22 protein-coding genes and 1 riboswitch are annotated in these 21434 nt (G+C 67.6%); of the genes, 14 read left to right on the top strand and 8 right to left on the bottom strand.

All coding sequences use genetic code 11. From position 1 onward, the window contains the following. Window positions 1-16: 16 nt before the first annotated feature. Window positions 17-256, bottom strand: coding sequence for a MoaD/ThiS family protein (locus EV651_RS22430; protein ID WP_133787192.1), 240 nt, complete (start codon window positions 254-256; stop codon window positions 17-19). A gap of 160 nt (window positions 257-416) precedes the next feature. Here EV651_RS22430 and EV651_RS22425 point away from each other — a divergent pair, with 160 nt between their 5' ends. Then, window positions 417-1130 (top strand): response regulator transcription factor, encoded by a 714-nt coding sequence (locus tag EV651_RS22425; protein ID WP_133787191.1) that lies wholly within the window; start codon window positions 417-419, stop codon window positions 1128-1130. A 23-nt stretch (window positions 1131-1153) separates the two neighbouring features. Here EV651_RS22425 and EV651_RS22420 read toward each other — a convergent pair whose 3' ends face one another. Then, window positions 1154-1462, bottom strand: coding sequence for a hypothetical protein (locus EV651_RS22420; RefSeq protein WP_133787190.1), 309 nt, complete (start codon window positions 1460-1462; stop codon window positions 1154-1156). Window positions 1463-1580: 118 nt separating this feature from the next. Continuing rightward, the gene (locus EV651_RS22415; protein ID WP_133787189.1) at window positions 1581-3383 is read right to left on the bottom strand and encodes a bifunctional UDP-sugar hydrolase/5'-nucleotidase; all 1803 of its coding nucleotides are present in this window, start codon (window positions 3381-3383) and stop codon (window positions 1581-1583) included. Window positions 3384-3526: 143 nt separating this feature from the next. On the opposite strand from EV651_RS22415, the gene mshD reads away from it, so the two are divergent. The 3 genes from mshD to EV651_RS22400 all read left to right on the top strand — a co-directional run bounded on the left by mshD (window position 3527) and on the right by EV651_RS22400 (window position 6206). Further along, window positions 3527-4435 (top strand): mycothiol synthase, encoded by a 909-nt coding sequence (mshD, locus tag EV651_RS22410; RefSeq protein ID WP_133787188.1) that lies wholly within the window; start codon window positions 3527-3529, stop codon window positions 4433-4435. 218 nt (window positions 4436-4653) lie between these two features. Then, the gene (locus EV651_RS42490) at window positions 4654-5283 is read left to right on the top strand and encodes a DUF6318 family protein (protein WP_238157123.1); all 630 of its coding nucleotides are present in this window, start codon (window positions 4654-4656) and stop codon (window positions 5281-5283) included. Between the two features lie 335 nt (window positions 5284-5618). Next, window positions 5619-6206 (top strand): PKD domain-containing protein, encoded by a 588-nt coding sequence (locus EV651_RS22400; RefSeq protein WP_238157122.1) that lies wholly within the window; start codon window positions 5619-5621, stop codon window positions 6204-6206. A 158-nt stretch (window positions 6207-6364) separates the two neighbouring features. Here the strand turns inward: EV651_RS22400 and EV651_RS22395 are convergent, their stop codons facing one another. Further along, window positions 6365-7423: an alpha/beta hydrolase gene (locus EV651_RS22395; protein ID WP_238157121.1), complete on the bottom strand. Its 1059-nt coding sequence runs from the start codon at window positions 7421-7423 to the stop codon at window positions 6365-6367. Window positions 7424-7551: 128 nt separating this feature from the next. Between EV651_RS22395 and EV651_RS22390 the strand changes: the two genes are divergently transcribed. The 9 genes from EV651_RS22390 to EV651_RS22350 all read left to right on the top strand — a co-directional run bounded on the left by EV651_RS22390 (window position 7552) and on the right by EV651_RS22350 (window position 17250). Beyond that, a complete protein-coding gene (locus EV651_RS22390) occupies window positions 7552-9711 on the top strand; it encodes an RNA degradosome polyphosphate kinase (protein ID WP_133787185.1) in 2160 nt (719 codons plus the stop codon). A 20-nt stretch (window positions 9712-9731) separates the two neighbouring features. Continuing rightward, a complete protein-coding gene (locus tag EV651_RS22385; RefSeq protein WP_133787184.1) occupies window positions 9732-10610 on the top strand; it encodes an NUDIX domain-containing protein in 879 nt (292 codons plus the stop codon). Between the two features lie 159 nt (window positions 10611-10769). Then, window positions 10770-11234: a bifunctional nuclease family protein gene (locus EV651_RS22380; RefSeq protein ID WP_165546713.1), complete on the top strand. Its 465-nt coding sequence runs from the start codon at window positions 10770-10772 to the stop codon at window positions 11232-11234. A 217-nt stretch (window positions 11235-11451) separates the two neighbouring features. Then, window positions 11452-12582, top strand: a complete 1131-nt coding sequence (gene pstS, locus EV651_RS22375; RefSeq protein WP_133787183.1) for a phosphate ABC transporter substrate-binding protein PstS — start codon at window positions 11452-11454, stop codon at window positions 12580-12582. Between the two features lie 288 nt (window positions 12583-12870). Then, the gene (gene pstC / locus EV651_RS22370; protein ID WP_133787406.1) at window positions 12871-13935 is read left to right on the top strand and encodes a phosphate ABC transporter permease subunit PstC; all 1065 of its coding nucleotides are present in this window, start codon (window positions 12871-12873) and stop codon (window positions 13933-13935) included. Continuing rightward, window positions 13932-14852 (top strand): phosphate ABC transporter permease PstA, encoded by a 921-nt coding sequence (gene pstA / locus EV651_RS22365; RefSeq protein ID WP_133787182.1) that lies wholly within the window; start codon window positions 13932-13934, stop codon window positions 14850-14852. Before pstC ends, pstA begins: the two co-directional genes overlap by 4 nt. 20 nt (window positions 14853-14872) lie before the next feature. After that, the gene (pstB, locus tag EV651_RS22360) at window positions 14873-15649 is read left to right on the top strand and encodes a phosphate ABC transporter ATP-binding protein PstB (protein WP_133787181.1); all 777 of its coding nucleotides are present in this window, start codon (window positions 14873-14875) and stop codon (window positions 15647-15649) included. A gap of 194 nt (window positions 15650-15843) precedes the next feature. After that, window positions 15844-16737, top strand: a complete 894-nt coding sequence (locus tag EV651_RS22355; RefSeq protein WP_133787180.1) for an RDD family protein — start codon at window positions 15844-15846, stop codon at window positions 16735-16737. A gap of 24 nt (window positions 16738-16761) precedes the next feature. Beyond that, entirely contained in the window at window positions 16762-17250 is a 489-nt protein-coding gene (locus EV651_RS22350; protein WP_133787179.1) for a hypothetical protein, read from the top strand. A 6-nt stretch (window positions 17251-17256) separates the two neighbouring features. Here the strand turns inward: EV651_RS22350 and EV651_RS22345 are convergent, their stop codons facing one another. Then, window positions 17257-17682 carry a DUF2752 domain-containing protein gene (locus EV651_RS22345; RefSeq protein WP_238157120.1) on the bottom strand — a complete coding sequence of 142 codons (426 nt, stop codon included), beginning with the start codon at window positions 17680-17682 and terminating at the stop codon, window positions 17257-17259. Window positions 17683-17736: 54 nt separating this feature from the next. On the opposite strand from EV651_RS22345, the gene EV651_RS22340 reads away from it, so the two are divergent. Continuing rightward, window positions 17737-18372, top strand: a complete 636-nt coding sequence (locus EV651_RS22340) for an RDD family protein (RefSeq protein ID WP_133787178.1) — start codon at window positions 17737-17739, stop codon at window positions 18370-18372. A gap of 2 nt (window positions 18373-18374) precedes the next feature. On the opposite strand, the gene EV651_RS22335 is transcribed toward EV651_RS22340, so the two are convergent. From EV651_RS22335 to thiC, 3 genes are all read right to left on the bottom strand, one after another. After that, window positions 18375-18932: a hypothetical protein gene (locus EV651_RS22335; protein WP_133787177.1), complete on the bottom strand. Its 558-nt coding sequence runs from the start codon at window positions 18930-18932 to the stop codon at window positions 18375-18377. Then, entirely contained in the window at window positions 18929-19528 is a 600-nt protein-coding gene (locus EV651_RS22330; protein ID WP_133787176.1) for a transposase, read from the bottom strand. Before EV651_RS22330 ends, EV651_RS22335 begins: the two co-directional genes overlap by 4 nt. A 140-nt stretch (window positions 19529-19668) precedes the next feature. Continuing rightward, a complete protein-coding gene (gene thiC / locus EV651_RS22325) occupies window positions 19669-21291 on the bottom strand; it encodes a phosphomethylpyrimidine synthase ThiC (RefSeq protein ID WP_133787175.1) in 1623 nt (540 codons plus the stop codon). Further along, window positions 21282-21418, bottom strand: a riboswitch (TPP riboswitch). (Overlaps the previous gene by 10 nt.) Between the last annotated feature and the right edge of the window lie 16 nt (window positions 21419-21434).

Genomic DNA, 21434 nt, shown 5'->3' with positions numbered 1-21434 from the left:
TTGTGCCTGGCCTTGCTCAGCCGCCGGCGAAGGGTGGTAGGGCGTCGACGAGGGCGCCCTGGGTGAGCGGGGTGCCCGGCTCGGCGCGTTCGCCGTCCAGGAGGAAGGTGCAGATCGACAGCACCCGTGCCAGCTCCGGCCGGTCGGCCGACACCGTCGTGACCAGGTCGCGGATCGAGCCCGCCTCGGCGGTCGCCGACGACTCCCCGGCGGCCGAGCGGGCGGCAGCGAAGTACCTGATGGTCACTTCCGGCATCTGGTCCGCGCCTCACTAATCGGTTAAGTCTCGGCTATTATGTCAGCTTGCTGTTAGACCCAGTGTGTCCCAGGCCCCCGGCAACGACGCCGCCGGGGCCTGCCGTGCACGAGGCCCGGATCGCAGCCACCGGATCCGACGATCAGCACAAGGAGACAGCGTGAGCACGTTGCTTCTGCTGACGAACGCCCTGCAGGCCTCCACCGAGGTCCTGCCGTCGCTCGCCCTGCTCCCCCACCAGATCCGGATCCTGCCGACCGAGGTCTCCGCGCTGGTCGACGCGCCGGACGCCGACGCCGTGCTGCTCGACGCCCGCCGCGACCTGGTCGCCGTCCGGAGCGCCTCCCGGCTGATCCGCACGACCGGTATCGACGTACCGCTGATCCTGGTCGTCACCGAGGGCGGCCTGACCGCGGTCAACGCCGACTGGGGTGCGGACGACGTACTGCTCGACACCGCCGGCCCGGCCGAGATCGAGGCCCGGCTGCGGCTCGTCATCGGCCGTCTCGCTGCGACCCGCAACGACGAGCCCGAGTCCACGCTGATCCGCAGCGGCGACGTCGTGATCGACGAGGCGTCGTACACCGCGAAGCTCAACGGCCGGGCGCTCGACCTGACGTACAAGGAGTTCGAGCTCTTCAAGTTCCTCGCGCAGCACCCGGGCCGGGTGTTCACCCGGGAGCAGTTGCTCCAGGAGGTCTGGGGCTACGACTACTTCGGCGGTACGCGGACGGTCGACGTGCACGTACGGCGTCTGCGCGCGAAGCTCGGCCCCGAGCACGAAGCCCTGATCGGCACCGTCCGGAACGTCGGCTACCGCTTCGTGGTCCCGCCGGCGCCCGCGTCGCGCGAGCCTGCCGAAGTGACGTCCTGAGGTTCTTGGCCTGAGGTTGCTGGTCAGAAGAAGAACTTCAGCAGGGTGAAGGCCAGTGCGGCCGCCGTGCCAAGGGCCGCTTTCCAGGACCCGATGCCCTGCCGGAACGCGGCCACGAACACTCCGATCGTGATGGGCACCAGCATCACCAGCAGGGTGACGCCGGCCGCGTGAACCCCGACGTGCGACTGCGCCGTCAGGATCAGCCCCACCACGAACGCCAACGTCAGCCCGAGCCAGCTGGTGATCTGCACCGGCCCGTCCGCGCTGCGATGCCCGCGATGCGAAGTCCTGGGAGCCCGCCGGTGCGAGGTCGGAGCAACGTGCGCCATCGCTCACCTTCCGTAAGTGCCTGAGTACGCAAGGTACCAGGATCACTGACCAGAAGAAAAAAGCCGGTACGCCGCCTGGGAGACGGCGTACCGGCTCTCGTTCAGTCCGCCGTTGCGGTCAGGAACCGACGGAGATGCGGTCGGTCGCGACCGGCGTGTACGGGTCGTGAGCGGTCAGGTAGTTGGCGAACGCATCGATGTCCAGCCCACCGAAGTACTTGTTGGTCGCGGTGGTGAACGCCGGGAAGCCGTCGCCGCCGTCCGACAGGAAGTTGTTCGTGACGATGCGGTACGTCGTACCGTCGACGAGCGGCTGCCCGCCGATCTTGATCGAGCCGGCCACCACCTTCGAGCCCGCCGCGGCGGCCGGGTTCCAGGTGTAGGTGATGCCCGCGACCTGGAGCACCTTGAACTTCGGCGCGTCCGGGCCGTTCAGTCCGGAGAACTGCTGCTCCAGCAGGGCCTTGATCTGCGTCCCGGTCATATCCATCGAGACCAGGAAGTTGTTGAACGGCTGCACGGTGAAGGCCTTCCCGAAGGTCACCTCACCGTTGTTCGACGCCAGGTCGGCGCGGATGCCGCCCGGGTTCATGAAGGCCACGACCGGGGTCTTCGCACCGGTCACGACGCTCGGGTCGGCCAGCTGCGCGTCGGCGATCAGGTTGCCCAGCGGCGACTCGAGCGAGTCGTCGGGCGTCCGCACCACCGACGGCGTGGTGAGGTGACCGATCACCTTGTTCTCGATCGGGGCGACGAGCTGCTTGTACTTCGCGATCAGGGCCGCGGTCTTCGGGTCCTGCACGACGTCCTGGGTGATGATCTGGTTGTTCGCCAGCGTGTTCACCCGGTCGACGTCGCCGGTCGCGTTGTCGATGCTCAACCGGACGTCGGTCACGAGCCGGCCGAACGACGAGGCGCTGGTGACGAGCCGCGGGTTGTTGTCCTTGTCCGGCAGGGAGCAGTTGTAGCCCTGGTGGGTGTGGCCGGAGATGATCGCGTCGATCTCCGGGTCCAGGCCGGCGTTGATGTCGACGATCGGGCCGGAGATGCCCGGGCAGCTGTTGTACGCCTTGGCATCGACCGGGAAGCCGCCCTCGTGCAGCAGCACGACGATCGACTCCACGCCCTTCTTCTTCAGCACCGGGACCAGCGCGTTCGCGGTCTCGACCTCGTCCTTGAAGGTCAGCCCCTCGACGCCGGACTTGGTCACGATGTTCGGCGTGTTCTCCAGCGTCATACCGATGAAGCCGACCTTCTTGCCGTCCTTGAAGGTCTTGATCGTGTACGGCGCGAACAGCGTCTTGCGGGTGTTCTCGAAGAACACGTTCGCGGAGAGGTACTTGAACTTCGCGCCCTCGAACGGGTGCGCCGCGTCCGGGCAGGAGTTCTGGTTGTTCGCCCCGTCGCCGTCCGGCAGGCAGCCGCCGGTCTGCATCCGGAGCAGCTCGTGCCAGCCCTCGTCGAACTCGTGGTTGCCCACCGACGCAGCCTCGAGTCCCATCCCGTTCAGCGCTTCGATCGTCGGCTCGTCGTGGAACGCGGCCGACAGCAGCGGCGAGGCGCCGATCAGGTCACCGGCGGCGACCGTCACCGAGTCCTCCCCCTTCGCCTCCGCGGCCGCCCGGAGCTGCTTCAGATGGGTGGCAAGGTACGCCGCGCCGCCCGCCGGGATGCCGTTGATGTTGCCGCTGGACCCCGTCGCGGGCTCCAGGTTGCCGTGGAAGTCGTTGATCGCGAGCAGCTGGATCTGGCTGTGCGTCGGCTTCGGCTTGCTCGCCTGCGTCGCGTCCTGGGTCGCGGCTCCTGCCTGGCTCACGGATCCCCCCGCGGCCAACGCGAGCGCCACGGCCGTCCCGGCGGCGAGCAGTCCGACCGCCCGCCGTCCCCCCAACCGTGCCCTGCCTCGTGCTGTGATGGCCATATCTACTCCATCTACTCCGTCGTCTCGGTCACCGCTGTTTGCGGTGCCGCGAAATCCTCCGCGGTTCCGGGAAAGTTACCCGTGACGACGCGCCCTCGCCAGGACCTGAGCATGAACTGAACCGGACCTTTTACGGTATTCAGGTGACCCTCGAAGCCGTACCCTCACCGTTGCCCTCGGCCACTGCCGCCGCCGTCACGGAACTCGCCCGCGCCGCAGCACACAGCGACGGCGTCAACCCGCTCTCCGAACGCACCCTCCTGCACCTCGACGGCGAACACCCCGGCGACGTCCACGTCCTCGCCTACGAAGGCGATCCGGGCACCATCGAGGTCAGCGGCCTGCAGAGCGCCCGCAACCTGGTCGGGTACGGCGCACTGTCCCCCGACGGCTCCGCCGAACTCTTCGTCGCCCCGCCCGCCCGCCGCCAAGGCTTCGGTACGGCGCTCCTCCGCATGCTCCTCGACCACGGTGGTGCCCGTACTCGTGTCTGGGCCCATGGCCGCCGCCCCGGCTCCGACGAACTGGCCCACCGCCTCAACCTCGAAGTCACCCGGGAGCTCTACTTCCTCCGCCGTACCAGGGCTGACCTGCCAGAACCCGTCTGGCCCGACGGCATCGACGTACGGACGTTCGTCCCCGGTCAGGACGACGCCGCCTGGCTGAAGGTCAACGCGGCCGCCTTCGCCGACCACCCCGAGCAGGGCAGCTGGACGGCCGCCGACCTGGCAGAGCGCCTCCAGCAACCGTGGTTCGACCCCAACGGCTTCTTCCTCGCCGTCGACTCCACCACCGGCGCGATCGCCGGCTTCCACTGGACCAAGGTCGAAGACGGCATAGGCGAGGTGTACGTAGTAGGCGTCTCCCCCACCCACCAGGGCCAAGGCCTAGGCAAGGCCCTAACCCTCCAAGGCCTCCACCACCTCCAAACCACCCGCAACCTGGACGAAGTCGTCCTCTACGTAGACGGCACCAACACCGCAGCCAGAGCCCTCTACAACGCCCTCAACTTCGAGACCGCCGCCCTGGACGTCCAATACGCCCCCGCCTGACCCCCTGTGAACGACGTCACAACGAAGTCACCCACTCACTCCACGTCATAAACCCGACCCACCCCCGTCCCACCACCAACCAGGAGCCGCCCGAGCCTCTAACCCCCCAGCCGGACGGCTCCTGGCCCCACCCCCGTTATCCACAACCGCATCTTTTGACATCGAACCCAGCCCCACCCCGCCGTTACGATCGTGTCGACTACGGAGGGCTGACACACGTGACACACCGCAACAGGCCAACGCTCAAACTCCTGGCCTGCCTAGCCACCACCACACTCTTAACTTCCTGCGGCCAGGGAAGCCCCGAGGCAGGCCACCCCAACACGGCCCCACCACAGACGTCCTCGGCTGGCACGGCTCCCTCGCAAACCACGTCGGTTACACAGGCAAGCACCCCAGCAAGTACCGTTCCGCCGTCCCCGCCGATACGGCCGACAACAGCGAACGGACTCTCGTTAGCGGCTGCGGAAGAGTTCATCCGTCATTACATCGACCTGATGAACTATGCGTCTCAGACTGGTAATGCAGCGCCACTACTCGCCGCGAGCGATGCTGGCTGCGTGGGCTGCAAGCAATATGCGGGCTTCGCGACGAAGGTCAACGCCGCGAATGGTGGCCTTAGCGGGGACTATCTGGAGCGAGTAGCCGAGGTCAGCGAATTGATTCGCGGAAACGGTGGCCGTCTGCGTGGCTCGGCGGCTGTCACGGTCGGTGTGTACACGACGAAAGATTCGCCATCGGCTGTTCCTGCGACCAGCAAGGCGGCCAAATATACGGAGCAGGTAGCACTTTCTCCGAGCAAGGGGAACTGGGTCATGTTTGAGATCGAGCTCCAAGATCGCCGCTGATGCGTAAGACAAGCGTTCTACTCGTGGGCGTCCTGGCTGCGCCGATGCTCCTGATCGGAAACGCAGCGCACGCAACGCTGGAACGGCCACCCGGCCTCGTTGTCGCCGTTTCAGCTCCGCAACCAACTAAGCCGAAACCGACGAAGAAGGCGCCTAAAGCCACGGCGTCGACGGAGCGGGACCGACTGCGCATCGCAGCCGCGGAGCGGGAGCAACGATCACGGCTCGGTAGTGTTCTGCCAAAACCCGGAGCTACGACGCCGACGTCTACGACAACGCACAAGAGGCCGCAGAAGGAAGACCGGCGTGGACCTGACGCACGACGCGACCTCCGAATGAACGCCGGCATGTGCAAACCCTGGGATATGCGAGGAAAAGTCGAGGGGCCCAACGTCTGCACCCCCGACAAACCGGACGACACAAAGACGACGAAACGGGTGTTGCCGCGCTTGGTAGTACTGCCGCGGCCCCAGGATGTCAGGTGGGAGGAGGTTCGGTCGGAGACGAAGGACCTGACCTTTCCAGGGCTCTCGGTGAAGGTGCAGCCTAATGGGCGGACTCTGGTGAATCTGGACACCATCGTCTACACCGACGAGAACAAGGTCTCGACCGCGACCGTCACCCTGCTCGGATTCCCCGTGGTTGTCCAGGCAACGCCGGTCAGTTACACCTGGAACTTCGGTGACGGTAGCCCGGCGCTCACCACGAGCACGCCCGGCAAGCCGTACCCGTCGAAGGAGATCACCCATAAGTACCTGAAACGTGGTGCCGTTGGGCTCACCTTGACGACCGGTTACGCAGCGCGTTTCAACGTTGCCGGCACCGGTTGGCAGTACGTCGACGGCACCATTCCCGTCACTGGCCCAACCACTCCGCTGCAGGTCCGGGAGGCGGTGCCTGTCCTCGTAGACCCCGACCGCTGACCACGGGCCCTCTCGACAGACTTCGCCTCCCAGAGTCCGGACGGCGGTTCCCGACGGGCCGAGGGGGGCGGGTGGTTGGGGAGGGTTTCTGTCCGATTTGGGCAGGAAAACCTCCCCAGCTCGGCTCAGGAAGCGGGCGGGCGGTTGTCCGCGGGTGGTTAGTGGAGGGCTTCCTTTAGGTGGTTTGTGAGGTGGGTGTGGGCTTGGCGGGTGGTGCCGGGGACGGTTAGTAGGTTGGTGTGGCCGTGGGGGAGGGTGGGGTGGTGGGCGTGGGTCAGGTCGTTGCCGGCCGCGGTTAGGGCGGTGGCGTATTCGAGGCCTTCGTCTCGGAGGGGGTCGAAGCCGGCGGTGGTGAGGTAGGTGGGTGGGAGGCCGGTGAGGTCTTCGGCTCGGAGGGGCGAGACGATCGGGTCGGGGCGGAGAGTGGGGTCGGGGGTGTAGAGGTCGCGGTACCAGATGATGTCCTCCTCGGTGAGGATGAAGCCCTCGGAGAACAGGTCTCGGCTGGGGCGGCGCGCGACCAGGTCGACGGCCGGGTAGAGAAGGACCTGGAGCGCCGGCTGTGGGAGGCCGCGGCGCACCGTCTGCTGGGCGACGACGGCGGCCAGGTTGCCGCCTGCGCTGTCACCGCCGACGGCGACCAGACCGGGATCCGCGCCCAGGTCCTCGGCGTGGTCGACGGCCCAGGTGAACGCGGCGATCGCGTCCTCAGCGGCGGTCGGGGCGGGGGCTTCGGGGGCGAGGCGGTAGTCGACGGAGAGCACCCGTACGCCGGCGTCGGCGGCGATCGAGCGGCACAGCGCGTCGTGGGTACCGAGGTCGCCGACCACCCAGCCGCCCCCGTGGAGGTACACCAGCAGCCCACGGCCTGCGTCGCCACGGGGGATGTAGAGGCGGGCCTCCAGTTGGCCCGCGGCGCCGCGGACGGTCAGGTCGGTGACCCGGAGCAGGTCGGCGGGGGTGCCGGTGATCAGCTTGCAGAGGTTGCGGAAGCGCGTCCGGGCGGTCGCCGCGTCGGTCTTGGTTGTGCGTGGCAACAGGTTGTCGATGCGCAGGAGCAGCTGTACGTCGGGGTCCAGGGTGTTGCCGTCGATCTGGATCGGGGCGCCGGCCAGCCGTCGGCGGACAGCGGCGGGCAGCGCGTACACCGGAGTGAGGGCGTTCGCTTGTACGGCGGCCACCGTGTCACGCAGTACCGAGTCCAGTCGTAGGTTCACAAGGTGTGACGCTAGCAACCAGGTAGCAACCAGGTGTTGAAAACTGTCCCCGGAACCGGTCGACGGACATCGAAAAGGTCACATCCGGCAACGCGCGGACGGCTACCCGTTGTTAACCAAAGGATGGGATGCTGAGCGGTGTGGCTGGAGACTTGCTGGCATCGCACAACAGGGAGTACGACGTTGAACCGCCGTACGACATCAGTGCGGTCGGTGACCTCCCCGCGGACCGGTTCTCCGACCGGGAACTGAGCTGGCTCGCGTTCAACCAGCGGGTCCTGGAGCTCGCCGAGAACGACGGGATCCCGCTGCTCGAGCGGGCCAAGTTCCTCGCCATCTTCGCCAGCAACCTGGACGAGTTCTACATGGTCCGGATCGCGGGTCTGAAGCGCCGGATCGCGGCCGGGGTCGCGGTGAAGGCGGCCAGCGGCCTGCTCCCCCGCGAGGTTCTCGACCGCAGCCTGGCGAGGAGCCGGGAGCTGATGGACCGGCAGGCGGAGACGTGGCGGAAGTCGGTGCAGCCGGCGCTGACCGAGCAGGGCATCGACATCCTGCGCTGGGACGAGCTGGAGCACAGCGAGCGCGAGGACATGACCCGGTTCTTCCGGGAGCGCGTGTTCCCGGTGCTGACGCCGCTGGCGGTCGACCCGTCCCACCCGTTCCCGTACATCTCCGGCTTGAGCCTGAATCTCGCGGTCGTGGTCCGCAACCCGGACACCGGCGGTGAGCACTTCGCCCGGGTGAAGGTGCCGCCGCTGCTGCCGCGCTTCGTGAACGTCGCCGAGGGCCGGTTCGTGCCGCTCGAGGACGTGATCGCCACCCACCTCGGCCAGCTGTTCCCGGGGATGGAGGTCACCCAGCACCACACGTTCCGGGTGACACGCAACGAGGACCTCGAGGTCGAGGAGGACGACGCCGAGAACCTGCTGGCCGCGCTCGAGAAGGAGCTGCTGCGCCGCCGGTTCGGTCCGCCGGTCCGGCTCGAGGTGGAGGAGTCGATCGATCCGCAGGTGAAGGCGCTGCTGCTGTCCGAGCTGGGCGTCACCGAGGCGGAGGTGTTCGAGCTCCCGGGCCCGCTGGACCTGCGTGGCCTGTTCACCATCGCCGGCCTGGACCGGGCCGAGCTGAAGTACCCGGCGTTCGTGCCGTCGACGCATCCGCATCTGGCCGAGGTGGAGACCTCCAACCCAGCGGACATGTTCCACGCGCTCAAGCAGCGCGACGTGCTCGTCCACCACCCGTACGACTCGTTCTCCACCAGCGTCCAGCGCTTCATCGAGCAGGCCGCCGCGGACCCGCACGTCCTGGCGATCAAGCAGACGCTCTACCGGACCAGTGGTGACTCCCCGATCGTCGACGCGCTCATCGACGCCGCCGAGGCCGGCAAGCAGGTGCTGGTCCTCGTAGAGATCCAGGCGCGCTTCGACGAGCAGGCGAACATCAAGTGGGCTCGTCAGCTCGAGCATGCCGGCTGCCACGTGGTGTACGGCGTGATCGGCCTCAAGACGCACTGCAAGCTGTCGCTGGTCGTCCGTGACGAGCCGGACGGTCTGCGCCGGTACGCGCACATCGGCACCGGCAACTACCACCCGAAGACGGCCCGGCTCTACGAAGACCTGGGTCTGCTGACCAGCGACAAGGTGGTCACCGAGGACGTCGCGCTTCTCTTCAACCACCTGTCCGGCTTCGGTCGCAGCGCCGGCTACCGGCGGATCCTGGTGGCTCCTCAGTCGGTACGGCGGGGGCTCCTCGAGCGGATCGACCGCGAGGTGCAGCACCACCACGCCGGCCGCCCGGCGCGGATCCGGATCAAGGTGAACAGCCTGGTGGACGAGGCCCTGTGCGACGCGCTCTACCGGGCCTCACAGGCCGGCGTACCCGTCGACTTGTGGATCCGGGGCATCTGCACGATCCGGCCCGGCGTACCCGGTCTGTCGGAGAACATCCAGGTCCGTAGCATCCTGGGCCGGTTCCTCGAGCACAGCCGGGTGTTCCTGTTCGAGAACGGCGGTGAGCCGGAAGTATGGATCGGCTCGGCCGACCTGATGCACCGCAACCTGGACCGCCGGGTGGAGGTGCTGGTGCAGTTGAAGCAGCAGGACCACGTCAACGAGCTCGGCGAGATGTTCGACCTGGCGCTGGACGACGGCACCGGCTCCTGGTGGCTGCAGTCGGACGACACGTGGCAGGCCCGCCTCAGTGGGCCGGACGGTGAGCCGCTGCGGGACATGCAGGAGCGGCTGATCGCAACCCGCGGGCGGCGGCGGGCGTCCGAACCGATCGGTTAGCCACGTCTTAGGGTGATTCCATGACTAACCCGGCGACGGTTATCGCCGCGGGTGGTGTCGTGTGGCGAGAGCGCCGCGGCACCCGGCAGGTGCTGCTGGTGCACCGTCCCCGGTACGACGACTGGTCCCTCCCGAAGGGCAAGCTCAACGCGCAGGAGCACGTGCTGCTCGGTGCGCGCCGGGAGATCGAGGAGGAGACCGGACTGCAGGTCACCCTCGGCCCCCCGCTCGGCGTGCAGCGGTACCCGATCCGCAAGAACGGCGGGACTGCCCAGAAGCTGGTGCACTACTGGTCCGCCGTACCTGTCAGTGACAGCGACTTCGAGCCGAACGACGAGGTGGACCAGGTCAGTTGGCTCCCGGTCGACAAGGCCCGCGGCAAGCTCAGCTACCCGCGTGACGTGGACATCCTGGACGCACTCGACCAGGCGGTGTCTGTTGTAGCCACTGTCGTCGTGGTGCGGCACGCGGAGGCTCTGAAGCGGAAGGACTGGGACGGCAAGGACACCCTCCGTCCGCTAACCAGCGACGGTACGGCGGTCGCGCAGCGAATGACCGGCGTACTGGCCGCACTGGGCGCCAACCGGATCATCAGCAGCGACGCGGAACGGTGTGCCGCGACAGTCGCGCCGTACGCCGCCTTGCTGGACCGACGCATCCACCTGTGGCCGGAGATCTCCGAACGCGGGTACGACGCCGACCCGGACGGACTGCGCGGTCTGGCCGGGCGGGTGTGGAAACCGGGCAAGGTGACGGTCGTCTGCTCGCACCGGCCGGTCCTGCCGGCCCTCGCGCGCGAGCTCGGCCTGAAGGTCGGCAAGTTCTCCCCAGGTGCGTTTCTGGTCGCGCATCGGCTGGCCGACGGCCGGCTGGTGCACGAGCGCTTCGGTGCCCCGTGAGGCATCGGGTAGCCGCCGCGACACGGCTCGGTGACGATCCAGGCACAGCCGACGGGGTACCCGGGTGACACTGGAGGCGACGGGTATGTTCCTACCCGAGGAACCGGCGCCCCACCGGGTGCCGGTCTGAGGAGAGGTTCGGGGCGCACCATGACGATGATGCGAGAACTGACACTGATCGGGATCCGGATGGAATCGCCCAACCGGGCCCCGGTGATGATGCTGCGGGAGACCGAGGGCTACCGCTACCTGCCGATCTCGATCGGCTCGGTCGAGGCCACAGCGATCGCCTACGAGGAGCAGGGCCTGCGCCCGTCGCGGCCGCTCACCCACGACCTGATGCGCGACCTGATCGAGGCGTTCGGCGTGCACATCGAAGCCGTCGAGATCGTCGAGCTGCGCGACGCCGTGTTCTATGCCGAACTCGTGCTGGCCAACGGCGCCCGGGTCTCGGCCCGACCGAGCGACTCGGTCGCGCTCGCGGTCCGTCTCGGTACGCCGATCCGCTGCACCGAAGAGGTACTGCGAGAAGCCGGCGTCGCGACCCCCGAGGAGGAACAGGCCGAACTGGAACGCTTCCGGCAGTTCCTCGACGGCGTCGCCCCGGAGGACTTCTCCAGCTGACGTTACCGAAACGTGAGCAAGCAGCCGTTGAGATCGACGGAGAGTGACGGCTCTTAACTCAGTTCATCTAATGGCTGCCTGTCGGCACGCCAGCCGTCGCGCACGCTACCGGAACCGTTCACCGCTCGTTCACCAGCGACGGACCGGTCGGTCACCTGATCTCCCTACCGTCTGTGGAAGTTCAGAAGTCTGATTCCCGCAGAAGGGCAACACTCTCGTGTCCGTCAATCGCCTGTTCCGCGTCGGCTCCGTCGCCGTGGCCTCCCTCGGCGTCCTCGCCCTGAGCGCCTGTGGCAGTGACCCCGAGCCGGCCGGTTCGTCGAGCCCCGACTCCTCGACGTCGTCGGCCGGCGCCGAGTGCCCGAAGGGCACTCTGAACGCCGAAGGTTCCTCGGCGCAGAAGAACGCCATCGAGGAAGTCATCAGCAAGTACAACGAGAAGTGCGCCGACGTCACGGTGAACTACAACCCGACCGGCTCCGGCGCGGGGATCAAGCAGTTCAACGCGGGCCAGGTCGACTTCGCGGGCTCCGACTCGGCCCTGAAGACCGAGCCGAAGGACGGCGCCCCGGCCGAGAGCGAGGCGGCCGCGAAGCGCTGCCAGGCCAACCCGGCACTCAACCTGCCGATGGTGATCGGCCCGATCGCGATCGCCTACAACCTCGACGGCGTCAGCAAGCTGGTCCTCGACGGCCCGACCGCCGCGAAGATCTTCGCCGGCACGATCAAGACCTGGAACGACCCGGCGATCGCCAAGCTGAACGCGGGCGTCACGTTGCCGTCGGCACCGATCTCGGTGTTCTTCCGCTCCGACGAGTCCGGAACCACCGAGAACTTCACCAAGTATCTGAAGGCCGCGGGCGGTGGCGCGTGGACCAAGGAGCCGGCGAAGAAGTGGGCCGGCACGGGTGCCGGCAAGGAGAAGTCCGCCGGCGTCGCCGAGGGCGTGAAGAGCACCAAGAACGCGATCACGTACGTCGAGTGGTCCTACGCCGTCGACAACAAGCTGGGTGTCGCTCAGATCGACGCCGGCGCCGGACCTGTCGAGCTGTCGGCCGACTCCGCCGGTAAGGCCCTGGCCGCCGCGAAGGTCACCGGCACCGGCAACGACCTGGCCATGAAGCTGGACTACGCGACCAAGGCCCCGGGTGCGTACCCGATCATCCTGGTCACCTACGAGATCGCCTGCAGCAAGGGCCTCCCGGCCGAGAAGACCGCACTGGTGAAGAGCTTCCTGAGCTACTTCGTCAGCAAGGACGGCCAGGCGTCGCTGACCGACCTGAACTACGCGCCGCTCCCGGCCGAGATCCAGACCAAGGTCGAGGCCGCCATCCAGGCGATCAGCTGATCGAGACGCAGTACTGATGCGAGCCCCGGCCGATCCGAGTCATCGGAGCACGCCGGGGCTCGCCTCGTCAGTCAGACCCAGACGTGACATCACGACTCAGGCGCTTGGAGCAGCATCGAAATGAGTAGTCCAGACGGCACGGCACCGCCCGACCGGCCGGACGGCACCGCCGCCGAAGAACCGAAGATCGAGGATCTGGTTCACGAGGACGCCGGACCGACCCCGCGGTTCGGCGGCCTGGCCGCGGAACACGCCGAGCACGAAGCGGCACAAGCCGACGCCGAGGTGATGACCGAGTCCGGTGTCGAGGCCGCGGGTACGACGACCGCGACCGTGACCCCGACGGAGACCGGCGGCAAGCTCGAGCTCGGCCCGGTCGGGCACCTCGGCGACCGGCTGTTCGGCGGGCTCGCCCGCGGCTCCGGCGGCCTGGTGGTCCTGATCGTCGCCTTCGTCGGCATCTTCCTGCTGGCGCTGGCGATCCCGGCGCTGATCGATGACAAGAGCAACTTCTTGTTCTCCCGGATCTGGGAGCCGGGCGGCGACCAGCCGCGATTCGGCATCGCGGCGCTGTTCTACACCACCGTGATCAGCTCGATCATCGCGATGCTGATCGCGGTCCCGATCGCGATCGGCGTCGCGCTGTTCGTCACGTACTACGCCCCGAAACGACTGGCCGCACCGGTCGCGCACGCGGTCGACCTGCTGGCCGCCGTACCGTCGATCATCTACGGCCTGTGGGGCATCCTGTTCTTCGCGCCGATCCTGCGCCCCGTGATCAACGGCCTGTCCACGGCGCTCGGCTGGATCCCCTTGTTCGAGAAGCCGCCGGGCGACAACGTCGGCGTGGTCTTCACCGCGTCGGTGGTGCTGGCGATCATGATCCTTCCGGTGGTCACCGCGATCAGCCGGGAGATCTTCGCGCAGACGCCGATCGCGCACCGCGAAGGCGCGCTGGCGCTCGGCGCGACCCGCTGGGAGATGATCCGGTTGTCGGTGCTGCCGTACGGGCGTTCCGGTGTGGTCAGCGCCTCGATGCTCGGCCTCGGCCGGGCGCTCGGTGAAACCGTCGCCGTACTGATCATCCTGTCGGTGCCGAACGGCACCGACCCGTGGAACTCGTCGATCTTCGCCGGCGGCGAGACGTTCGCGTCGAAGATCGCCAACAACGCCGCCGAGTTCGACTCGCCGGAGAAGACCGGCGCGTACATCGCGGCCGGCCTGGTGCTGTTCGTCGTCACGTTCCTGGTCAACTCCGCGGCCCGGATCATCGTCGACCGCAGCGCCCCCGGCACCAAGCGCCCCCGCCGCAACCGCCGTGCCGGCGCCGCCACCGAAGGAGCCGCAGCATGAGTGTCGTGGCAGAGAACAAGCCGGCGTACGACGGGAAAGTCCTGGACCTGACCGGGAAGTCGGGCGCCCGGGCCTTCAAGAACACGCTGGCCACCGTGCTGATCGTGCTGGCCTTCGCGGTCGCGATGATCCCGCTGCTGTGGATCCTGTGGACCGTGGTCAGCAAGGGTTATCACCTGCTGCTGAGCGCGGACTGGTGGAGCCAGTCGCAGCGTGGCATCACGGTCCGGCGGGCCGGCGGCGGCGCGTACCACGCGATCATGGGCACGCTGATCATGGCCCTGATCACCGCCGTGATCGCGGTCCCGATCGCGATTCTCGGCGCGGTCTACCTGGTCGAGTACGGCAAGGGCACGCGAGCCGCCAAGGTCGTGAGCTTCATGATCGACATCCTCACCGGTGTCCCGTCGATCGTCGCCGCGTTGTTCGTCTACGCGGTCTGGATCACCGTGTTCGGCTTCAACCGCGTGGGTTTCGCGGTGTCGTTGTCGCTGGTGCTGCTGATGCTTCCCGTCGTACTGCGGTCCACCGAGGAGATGCTGAAACTCGTGCCGGACGAGTTGCGCGAGGCGTCGTACGCGCTCGGCGTACCGAAGTGGAAGACGATCCTGAAGGTCGTCGTACCGACGGCGTTCGGCGGCATCATCACCGGCGTGATGCTCGGTCTGGCCCGGGTGATGGGTGAAACCGCGCCGTTGCTGATCCTGGTCGGCTACTCCAAGAACATCAACCTGAACCCGTTCAACGGCTTCATGGGCGCGCTGCCGACGATGATCAACCAGGACCGCACCGAGTTGGCGTTGCCGAACGCCGCGGACCGGGTCTGGGCGGCGGCGCTCACCCTGATCCTGCTGGTCCTTGCCCTCAACCTGCTGGCCCGGCTGATCGCCCGGTTCAGCGCCATCAAGTCGAAATAGTCGAGAGGTTCTGAGTCGATATGGCTAAGCGCATCGAGGTCAGCGGCCTCAACGTCTACTACGGCGACTTCAAGGCCGTCGAGGACGTGTCGATGACGGTCGAGCCCCGCTCGGTCACCGCGTTCATCGGCCCGTCCGGCTGCGGCAAGTCCACGTTCCTGCGCACCTTGAACCGGATGCACGAGGTGATCCCCGGCGCCCGCGTCGAGGGCAAGGTGATGCTGGACCAGCAGGACCTGTACGGCGCGGGCATCGACCCGGTCGCGGTACGGCGGGTTGTCGGCATGGTGTTCCAGCGGCCGAACCCGTTCCCGACGATGTCGATCTTCGACAATGTTGCCTCCGGCCTGAAGCTGAACGGCGTCAAGGACCGCAAGAGGCTCACCGAGGTCGTCGAGTCGTCGCTCAAGGGCGCGAACCTCTGGAACGAGGTGAAGGACCGGCTCGACAAGCCGGGCGCGGGTCTGTCCGGTGGCCAGCAGCAACGACTCTGCATCGCCCGGGCGATCGCGGTCGAGCCCGAGGTGATCCTGATGGACGAGCCCTGTTCGGCCCTCGACCCGATCTCCACGCTGGCGATCGAGGACCTGATCGAGAAGCTCAAGGACCGTTTCACTGTCGTGATCGTCACGCACAACATGCAGCAGGCGGCGCGCGTTTCGGACCAGACTGCCTTCTTCAACCTGGCCGCGACCGGCAAGCCCGGCCGGCTGATCGAGATGGCCCCGACCAAGCAGATCTTCTCCAACCCGGCCGAAAAGGCGACCGAGGACTACATCACCGGCCGCTTCGGCTAGGTCCTGTCTGCTCCGTCGTACAAGTTATCCACAGCTGCGGGCCGGCGAATCGCCGGTCCGCGGCTGTATTTGATGTCAATTGGTGCAACTGTCCACAGATCGGGCGTTTCGCGTCTGCCATGCCCACCGCTGTGGCCCTCCGACCGCTAGCCTTTGCCCAGTAAACGCGGGTGAACTGTGACGAAAGGACCATCGTGAGCGACCAGAACGTACCCCCGGGCACCGGACCGGAGGACGGCCGGAACCAGGGACCGGGCGCGCCGGGTGGGCAGCCGTCCTATGGACAGGGCGCCCAAGGCCCCGGACAGAACCCGTACGGCACCCCGGGTGCGACCCCGCCGGGCCAGCCCGGCCAGCCGGGTTACGGCGCTCCGGGTCAGTACGGCCAGCAGCCGGGCGGTCAGCCTGGTCAGCCTGGCTACGGCCAGCAGCCCGGTCAGCCGGGTTACGGCCAGCCGCAGTACGGCCAGCAGCCGGGCCAGCCCGGTTACGGCCAGCCGCAGTACGGCCAGCAGCCGGGCCAGCCCAGCTACGGCCAGCCCGGCGGCTACCCGCAGGGTCCCGAGTACGGCCAGGTAGCGCAGGCCCAGAGCGGCCTCGTACAGATCCCGGGCATGGGCACCGTGAAGGTGGCGACGATCGGATCGCGTGCGCTCGCACGCATCATCGACAGCATCATCCTGTACGCGATCGTCGGCATCCTGTACTTCATCTTCATCGGCGGTACCGCTGCGGCCACCAACGACGGGACCGTCTCCGACGGCGAGACCGCCGGCATCCTCGGCGGGTTCTTCGCCTTCCTCGGCATCTCGGTACTGATCACGGTGCTGTACGAGTTGCTGCTGACGGCGTTCAAGGGCCAGACGGTCGGCAAGATGGTCATGGGCATCAAGGTCGTTCGCTCCGCGGACGGTCAGGTCCCTGGCTTCGGTCCGGCCTTCATGCGCTGGCTGCTGCCGATGATCGGCTCGTTCCTGTGCTACATCGGTGCGCTGCTCGTCTACCTGTCGCCGCTGTTCGACAGCTCCGGGCGGGTGCAGGGCTGGCACGACAAGGCTGCGAACACGCTGGTGATCGGGCTTCGGTAGTCGGCTGAGGACTGGGGAGGGGCTGTGCTGAATCCATTTGAGCAGGACTGGTGGGATGCGTGGAACTTGTGGAGCGCATTGGGCCAGGGGGTTCAGTTGCAGCCTCTCCCGCCGCCGGTGCCGCTGGGGCCCGGCGAGATCGCCCACGCGGTCGAACCTTGCGAGGTGCAACGGTTCGACGGCGTCCGGCTCGCCATCGGGAACGCCGACGGCTACGCGGCGGCAGCGCAGTGGCGCACGATCGACAACGGTACGGCGGTCCTGACGCGGCACAGGGTGCTGCTGCTCAACCGCTACGGCCAGCAGGACTTCGGCCTGGCTGCCGTGACCCGCATGTGGACCGAGCATGACGGGACCGTCCTCGCCTACGGGCAAACCGAGTACAAGCTGCGGGTGCCGCGGCCGGTCTGGTTCGACGTCATGTTGAACTACGTGGCCTTCGGCCGGCGGATCGATCTCGTGGTCCCGCCCTTCGTGCAGGCCGCGTGGCAGCGGGCCGGCCTGATCAGGTGACCGGCGTCAGAAATTCCGTAGTACGCCGAAAATCAGCAAGGCGCCCAGAGCAACCTTTGTGAGGGTTGCCACCGCCCGTGGGCTGAGGCGCTGCCGGGGCAGGTCGAGCCAGCCGGCGCGCGACAGCGACCAGGCCAGGACCTCGTAGCCGATGGCAACGCCAACGAGCGGGCCGAGGATCAGGACCGCGGCGTTGAAATGCCAGGCGGCGTTCAGATCGCCGTCGAGGAGTGCCGCGGCCATTCTGGTCGCGCCGCAGAACGGGCAGTCGAGACCCGTCAGCGTGTGCAGCGGGCACGGGATGCCCAGGCCGGACAGCCGGTAGATCCCGGCCAGCGCGAAGCCGCCGATCCCCACTCCGGCCAGGCCCCAGACGCGGCGATCGACAGGCTTCACCGGTCCTTGTGGACGGGGCATCACCGCGAACGTCACGCCCCAACGGTACCCGCGATACGGTGGAATCGATCGACTGGGAGACGGGTTCCGATGAGCACACCGACGCCGCCTGACGACAACCGGCCGCAGGACCAGCCGTACGGAGACGCCCAGCCGGGGTACGGGTACGGTCAGCAGCAGCCGGGCTACGGATACGGACAACAGCCACAGCACCATCCCCAGCAAGGGCCGTACGGGCCGGGCTACGGGCAGCCGTACGGCTCCGGCTACGGCGCTCCGATGCCTCCCCTGGCGGACTGGGGCCCTCGGGTCGCTGCGTCGCTCATCGACAGCCTGATCCCACTGGCACCGCTCCTGATCGGGTTCGGCGCTCTGATCGCGAACGTCGCGGCGCGCGAAGGCAACCCCTACCCGGACGACAACCCGCAATGGTGGGCGACCATCCTCTTCCTGGTGGGCTGCGTCGCCAGCATCGCGCTCGGCCTGTGGAACCGGGTCTTCCGGCAGGGAAAGTCCGGCCAGAGCGTGGGCAAGAGCGCGCTGAACATCAAGCTGATCGACGCCGTGACCGGAGAGCCGATCGGAGCCGGCCGGTCGTTCCTCCGCGACTTCCTCAGCGGCCTCTTCAACAACGCCTGCTTCCTGAACCTCCTGTGGCCCCTGTGGGACGAGCAGAAGCAGACATGGCACGACAAGGTCGTGAACACCTACGTGGTGCGCACCTGACGTCAGTGCGAGCGGAGGAGACCGGCGCAGGCCACTGCCCACAGCACACTGCTGAAGGTGCCGATGATGAAGCGTTCGGCAACGGCTTGCGGGGTGACCGAGGCAGGCTGATCGGGACTGCGGAGTTCGGGGTACCTGGCCAGTCCCTTGATCGCCAGCACCACAGCGATGCCTTCGGGCCAGCCGGCGACCAGCGAAGCGTAGATGGCCATTCGCTCGAGTGCACCGATCAGCGCGCCGCCTCGCAGTACCTCCCCGGCCTTCTGCGTCGACTGGGCGCGTGTGTTCCCTCGGTCGGCGAGCGCCAGGACGGAGGTCGTCAGCGGCCCGCCCCCTGTCACTGCCAACGCTCCGGCCAGCAGGAGCAGTACGTTCCACCAGCGCTCGGCCCAGCCGGACACGCCATGCCCCGCGAGCAGCAGTACGCCGACAGCGGCGAGGCAGGCCAGCATGAGCCCGCTGATGACGATCTCGAGGGTGGAGCCGGACGACCTGGGCACCCAGGCGAGTACGGCGAGGACCAGGGCGGCACCGGTCAACGACAGGACCAGCGCCGTCACGCAGCTGCCCCGGCACCGAGAAGATCCGCGGCGAGCACCCGTCCGCGCTGTTCCTCGGCGAAGCCCGCGGCCTGGGCACGTTGCGTCACCGCCGACTGGCTGATGCCGAGTTTCACGCCGATCTCCCGCCTTGTGAGTCCTTCGCCCAACAGGTCGGCCACTGCCCAGCCACGGTCACTGCGCCGCCGCAGCACGGACGCCATCAGCCACAGCACCGTCTCCACCTGCTCTGCCCTGCGGGAGTCCGCTCCGACCACGTTCACGTGGTGCTGACTGGACTTCGCCCGCGTCACCGCCTCCCGCGCGAACACGAACGCGTCGCCGCTTCCGGCCCGGGTACTGCGTGGCAGCGGCTCGGTGACCTCACCGACGCCGAGTCCGACGTACCAGTTGTCCGACCGGAGCAGCTCGACGATCACGTCGACGGTCGGACGGGCCTCCGACAGCACGCCCTGCACCTCGTCGCCGGCGGTCCGCTCGAACTTCCGCAGCAGTCCGGTCCGCCGCGGCCGGCGGTTCAGGGAGTTGAGTAGCTCGGGTACGAGATCGCTCGTGCTTCGGCTGCCGCGCTGATCTACCGTGAGAACGAAGACCATGCCCTGCACCTCCTTCCGAACGGGTTAAGGCTACAGTCTTATTCACGTAGAGTGAAGGCCAAAACCTGAATCGGTTCAGCCAGTTACTCCCCGTATCCGGCCCGGAGCCCGATTCGCGCCGGGCCGGACGGGTTTTGTACTCAGTCCGTGATCGGCAGGTAGAGCTTCTGGTCGCCGGCCTTGAAGGTCTCCGACATCTCCGCGAAGCCGGCCTCGATGGCGTCCGCCGACGTCAGGCCGTGTTCCTCGGCGTACGCGCGGATGTCGGCGGTGATCCGCATCGAGCAGAACTTCGGGCCGCACATCGAGCAGAAGTGCGCGGTCTTCGCGGGCTCGGCCGGCAACGTCTCGTCGTGGAACGACCGAGCCGTGTCCGGATCCAGCGAGAGGTTGAACTGGTCCTCCCAGCGGAACTCGAACCTTGCCTTGGACAACGTGTCGTCCCAGGCCTGCGCGCCCGGATGCCCCTTGGCCAGATCGGCCGCGTGGGCGGCGATCTTGTAGGTGATCACGCCGGTCTTCACGTCATCACGATCGGGCAGGCCGAGATGCTCCTTGGGCGTGACATAGCAGAGCATCGCCGTACCCAGCCAGCCGATCTGGGCCGCGCCGATCGCCGACGTGATGTGGTCGTACGCCGGTGCCACATCAGTTGCCAACGGCCCCAACGTGTAGAACGGCGCCTCCCCGCACAGCTCCTCCTCGAGCCGGACGTTCTCGGCGATCTTGTGCATCGGCACGTGTCCGGGGCCCTCGATCATCACCTGTACGTCGTGCTCCCAGGCGATCCGGGTCAGCTCCCCCAACGTCCGCAACTCGGCGAACTGCGCCTCGTCGTTGGCGTCCGAGATACAGCCCGGCCGCAAACCGTCCCCGAGCGAGAACGTCACGTCGTACTCGCGGAGAATCTCGCACAGTTCCGCGAAATGCGTGTAGAGGAAGGACTCCTGGTGGTGCGCCAGGCACCACGCGGCCATGATCGAGCCGCCACGCGACACGATGCCGGTGATCCGCCGCGCGGTCAGCGGCACGTACCGCAGCAGTACGCCGGCGTGCACGGTCATGTAGTCCACACCCTGCTCGCACTGCTCGATCACGGTGTCGCGGTACACCTCCCACGACAGCGCCGCCGGATCGCCCTTGACCTTCTCCAGAGCCTGGTACAGCGGCACCGTCCCGATCGGCACCGGCGAGTTCCGCAGGATCCACTCCCGCGTCTCGTGGATGTTCTTCCCGGTGGACAGGTCCATCACGGTGTCCGCGCCCCACCGGGTCGCCCAGACGAGTTTCTCAACCTCTTCCTCGACCGAGCTGCTGACGGCGGAGTTGCCGATGTTCGCGTTCACCTTCACCAGGAACTTCTTCCCGATGATCATCGGCTCGCTCTCCGGGTGCTGCCGGTTCGCCGGGATCACCGCGCGTCCGCGCGCCACCTCGGCCCGGACGAACTCGGGATCGAGCCCTTCCCGCAGCGCGACGTACCGCATCTCCTCGGTGATCACCCCGGCCCGCGCGTGCCCGAGCTGGGTCCGCGACTCGCGCCCGGCGATCCACTCGCGCCGCAACGCGGGAAGACCGGCCTGGACGTCGATCCGCGCCGACGCGTCGGTGTACGGACCGGACGTGTCGTACAGGTCGAAGTGCTCGCCGTTGGTGAGATTCACGCGGCGCGCCGGTACCCCGAGCTCTCCGCGATAGATCTTCTCCGAGCCCGAGATCGGGCCCGTGGTGACGGCCGGGCGGATCGTGCTGACATTCACCATGCTGCTGCTCCCTACGCCGGAATTACCCGGACAGGTTCGGCGGTCGGCGGCGCCGGGTTCCAGTGTTTGATTCCTGGCCCAGCCGCCCTCTCAGCCCACTACGGTGCGAGCTCCCGCGATCTCCAGTTGTCACCGCACACCCT

Source organism: Kribbella sp. VKM Ac-2571 (assembly GCF_004362255.1).
GTDB lineage: Bacteria > Actinomycetota > Actinomycetes > Propionibacteriales > Kribbellaceae > Kribbella > Kribbella pratensis.
This window is presented reverse-complemented; position numbering and strand designations above follow the sequence as displayed.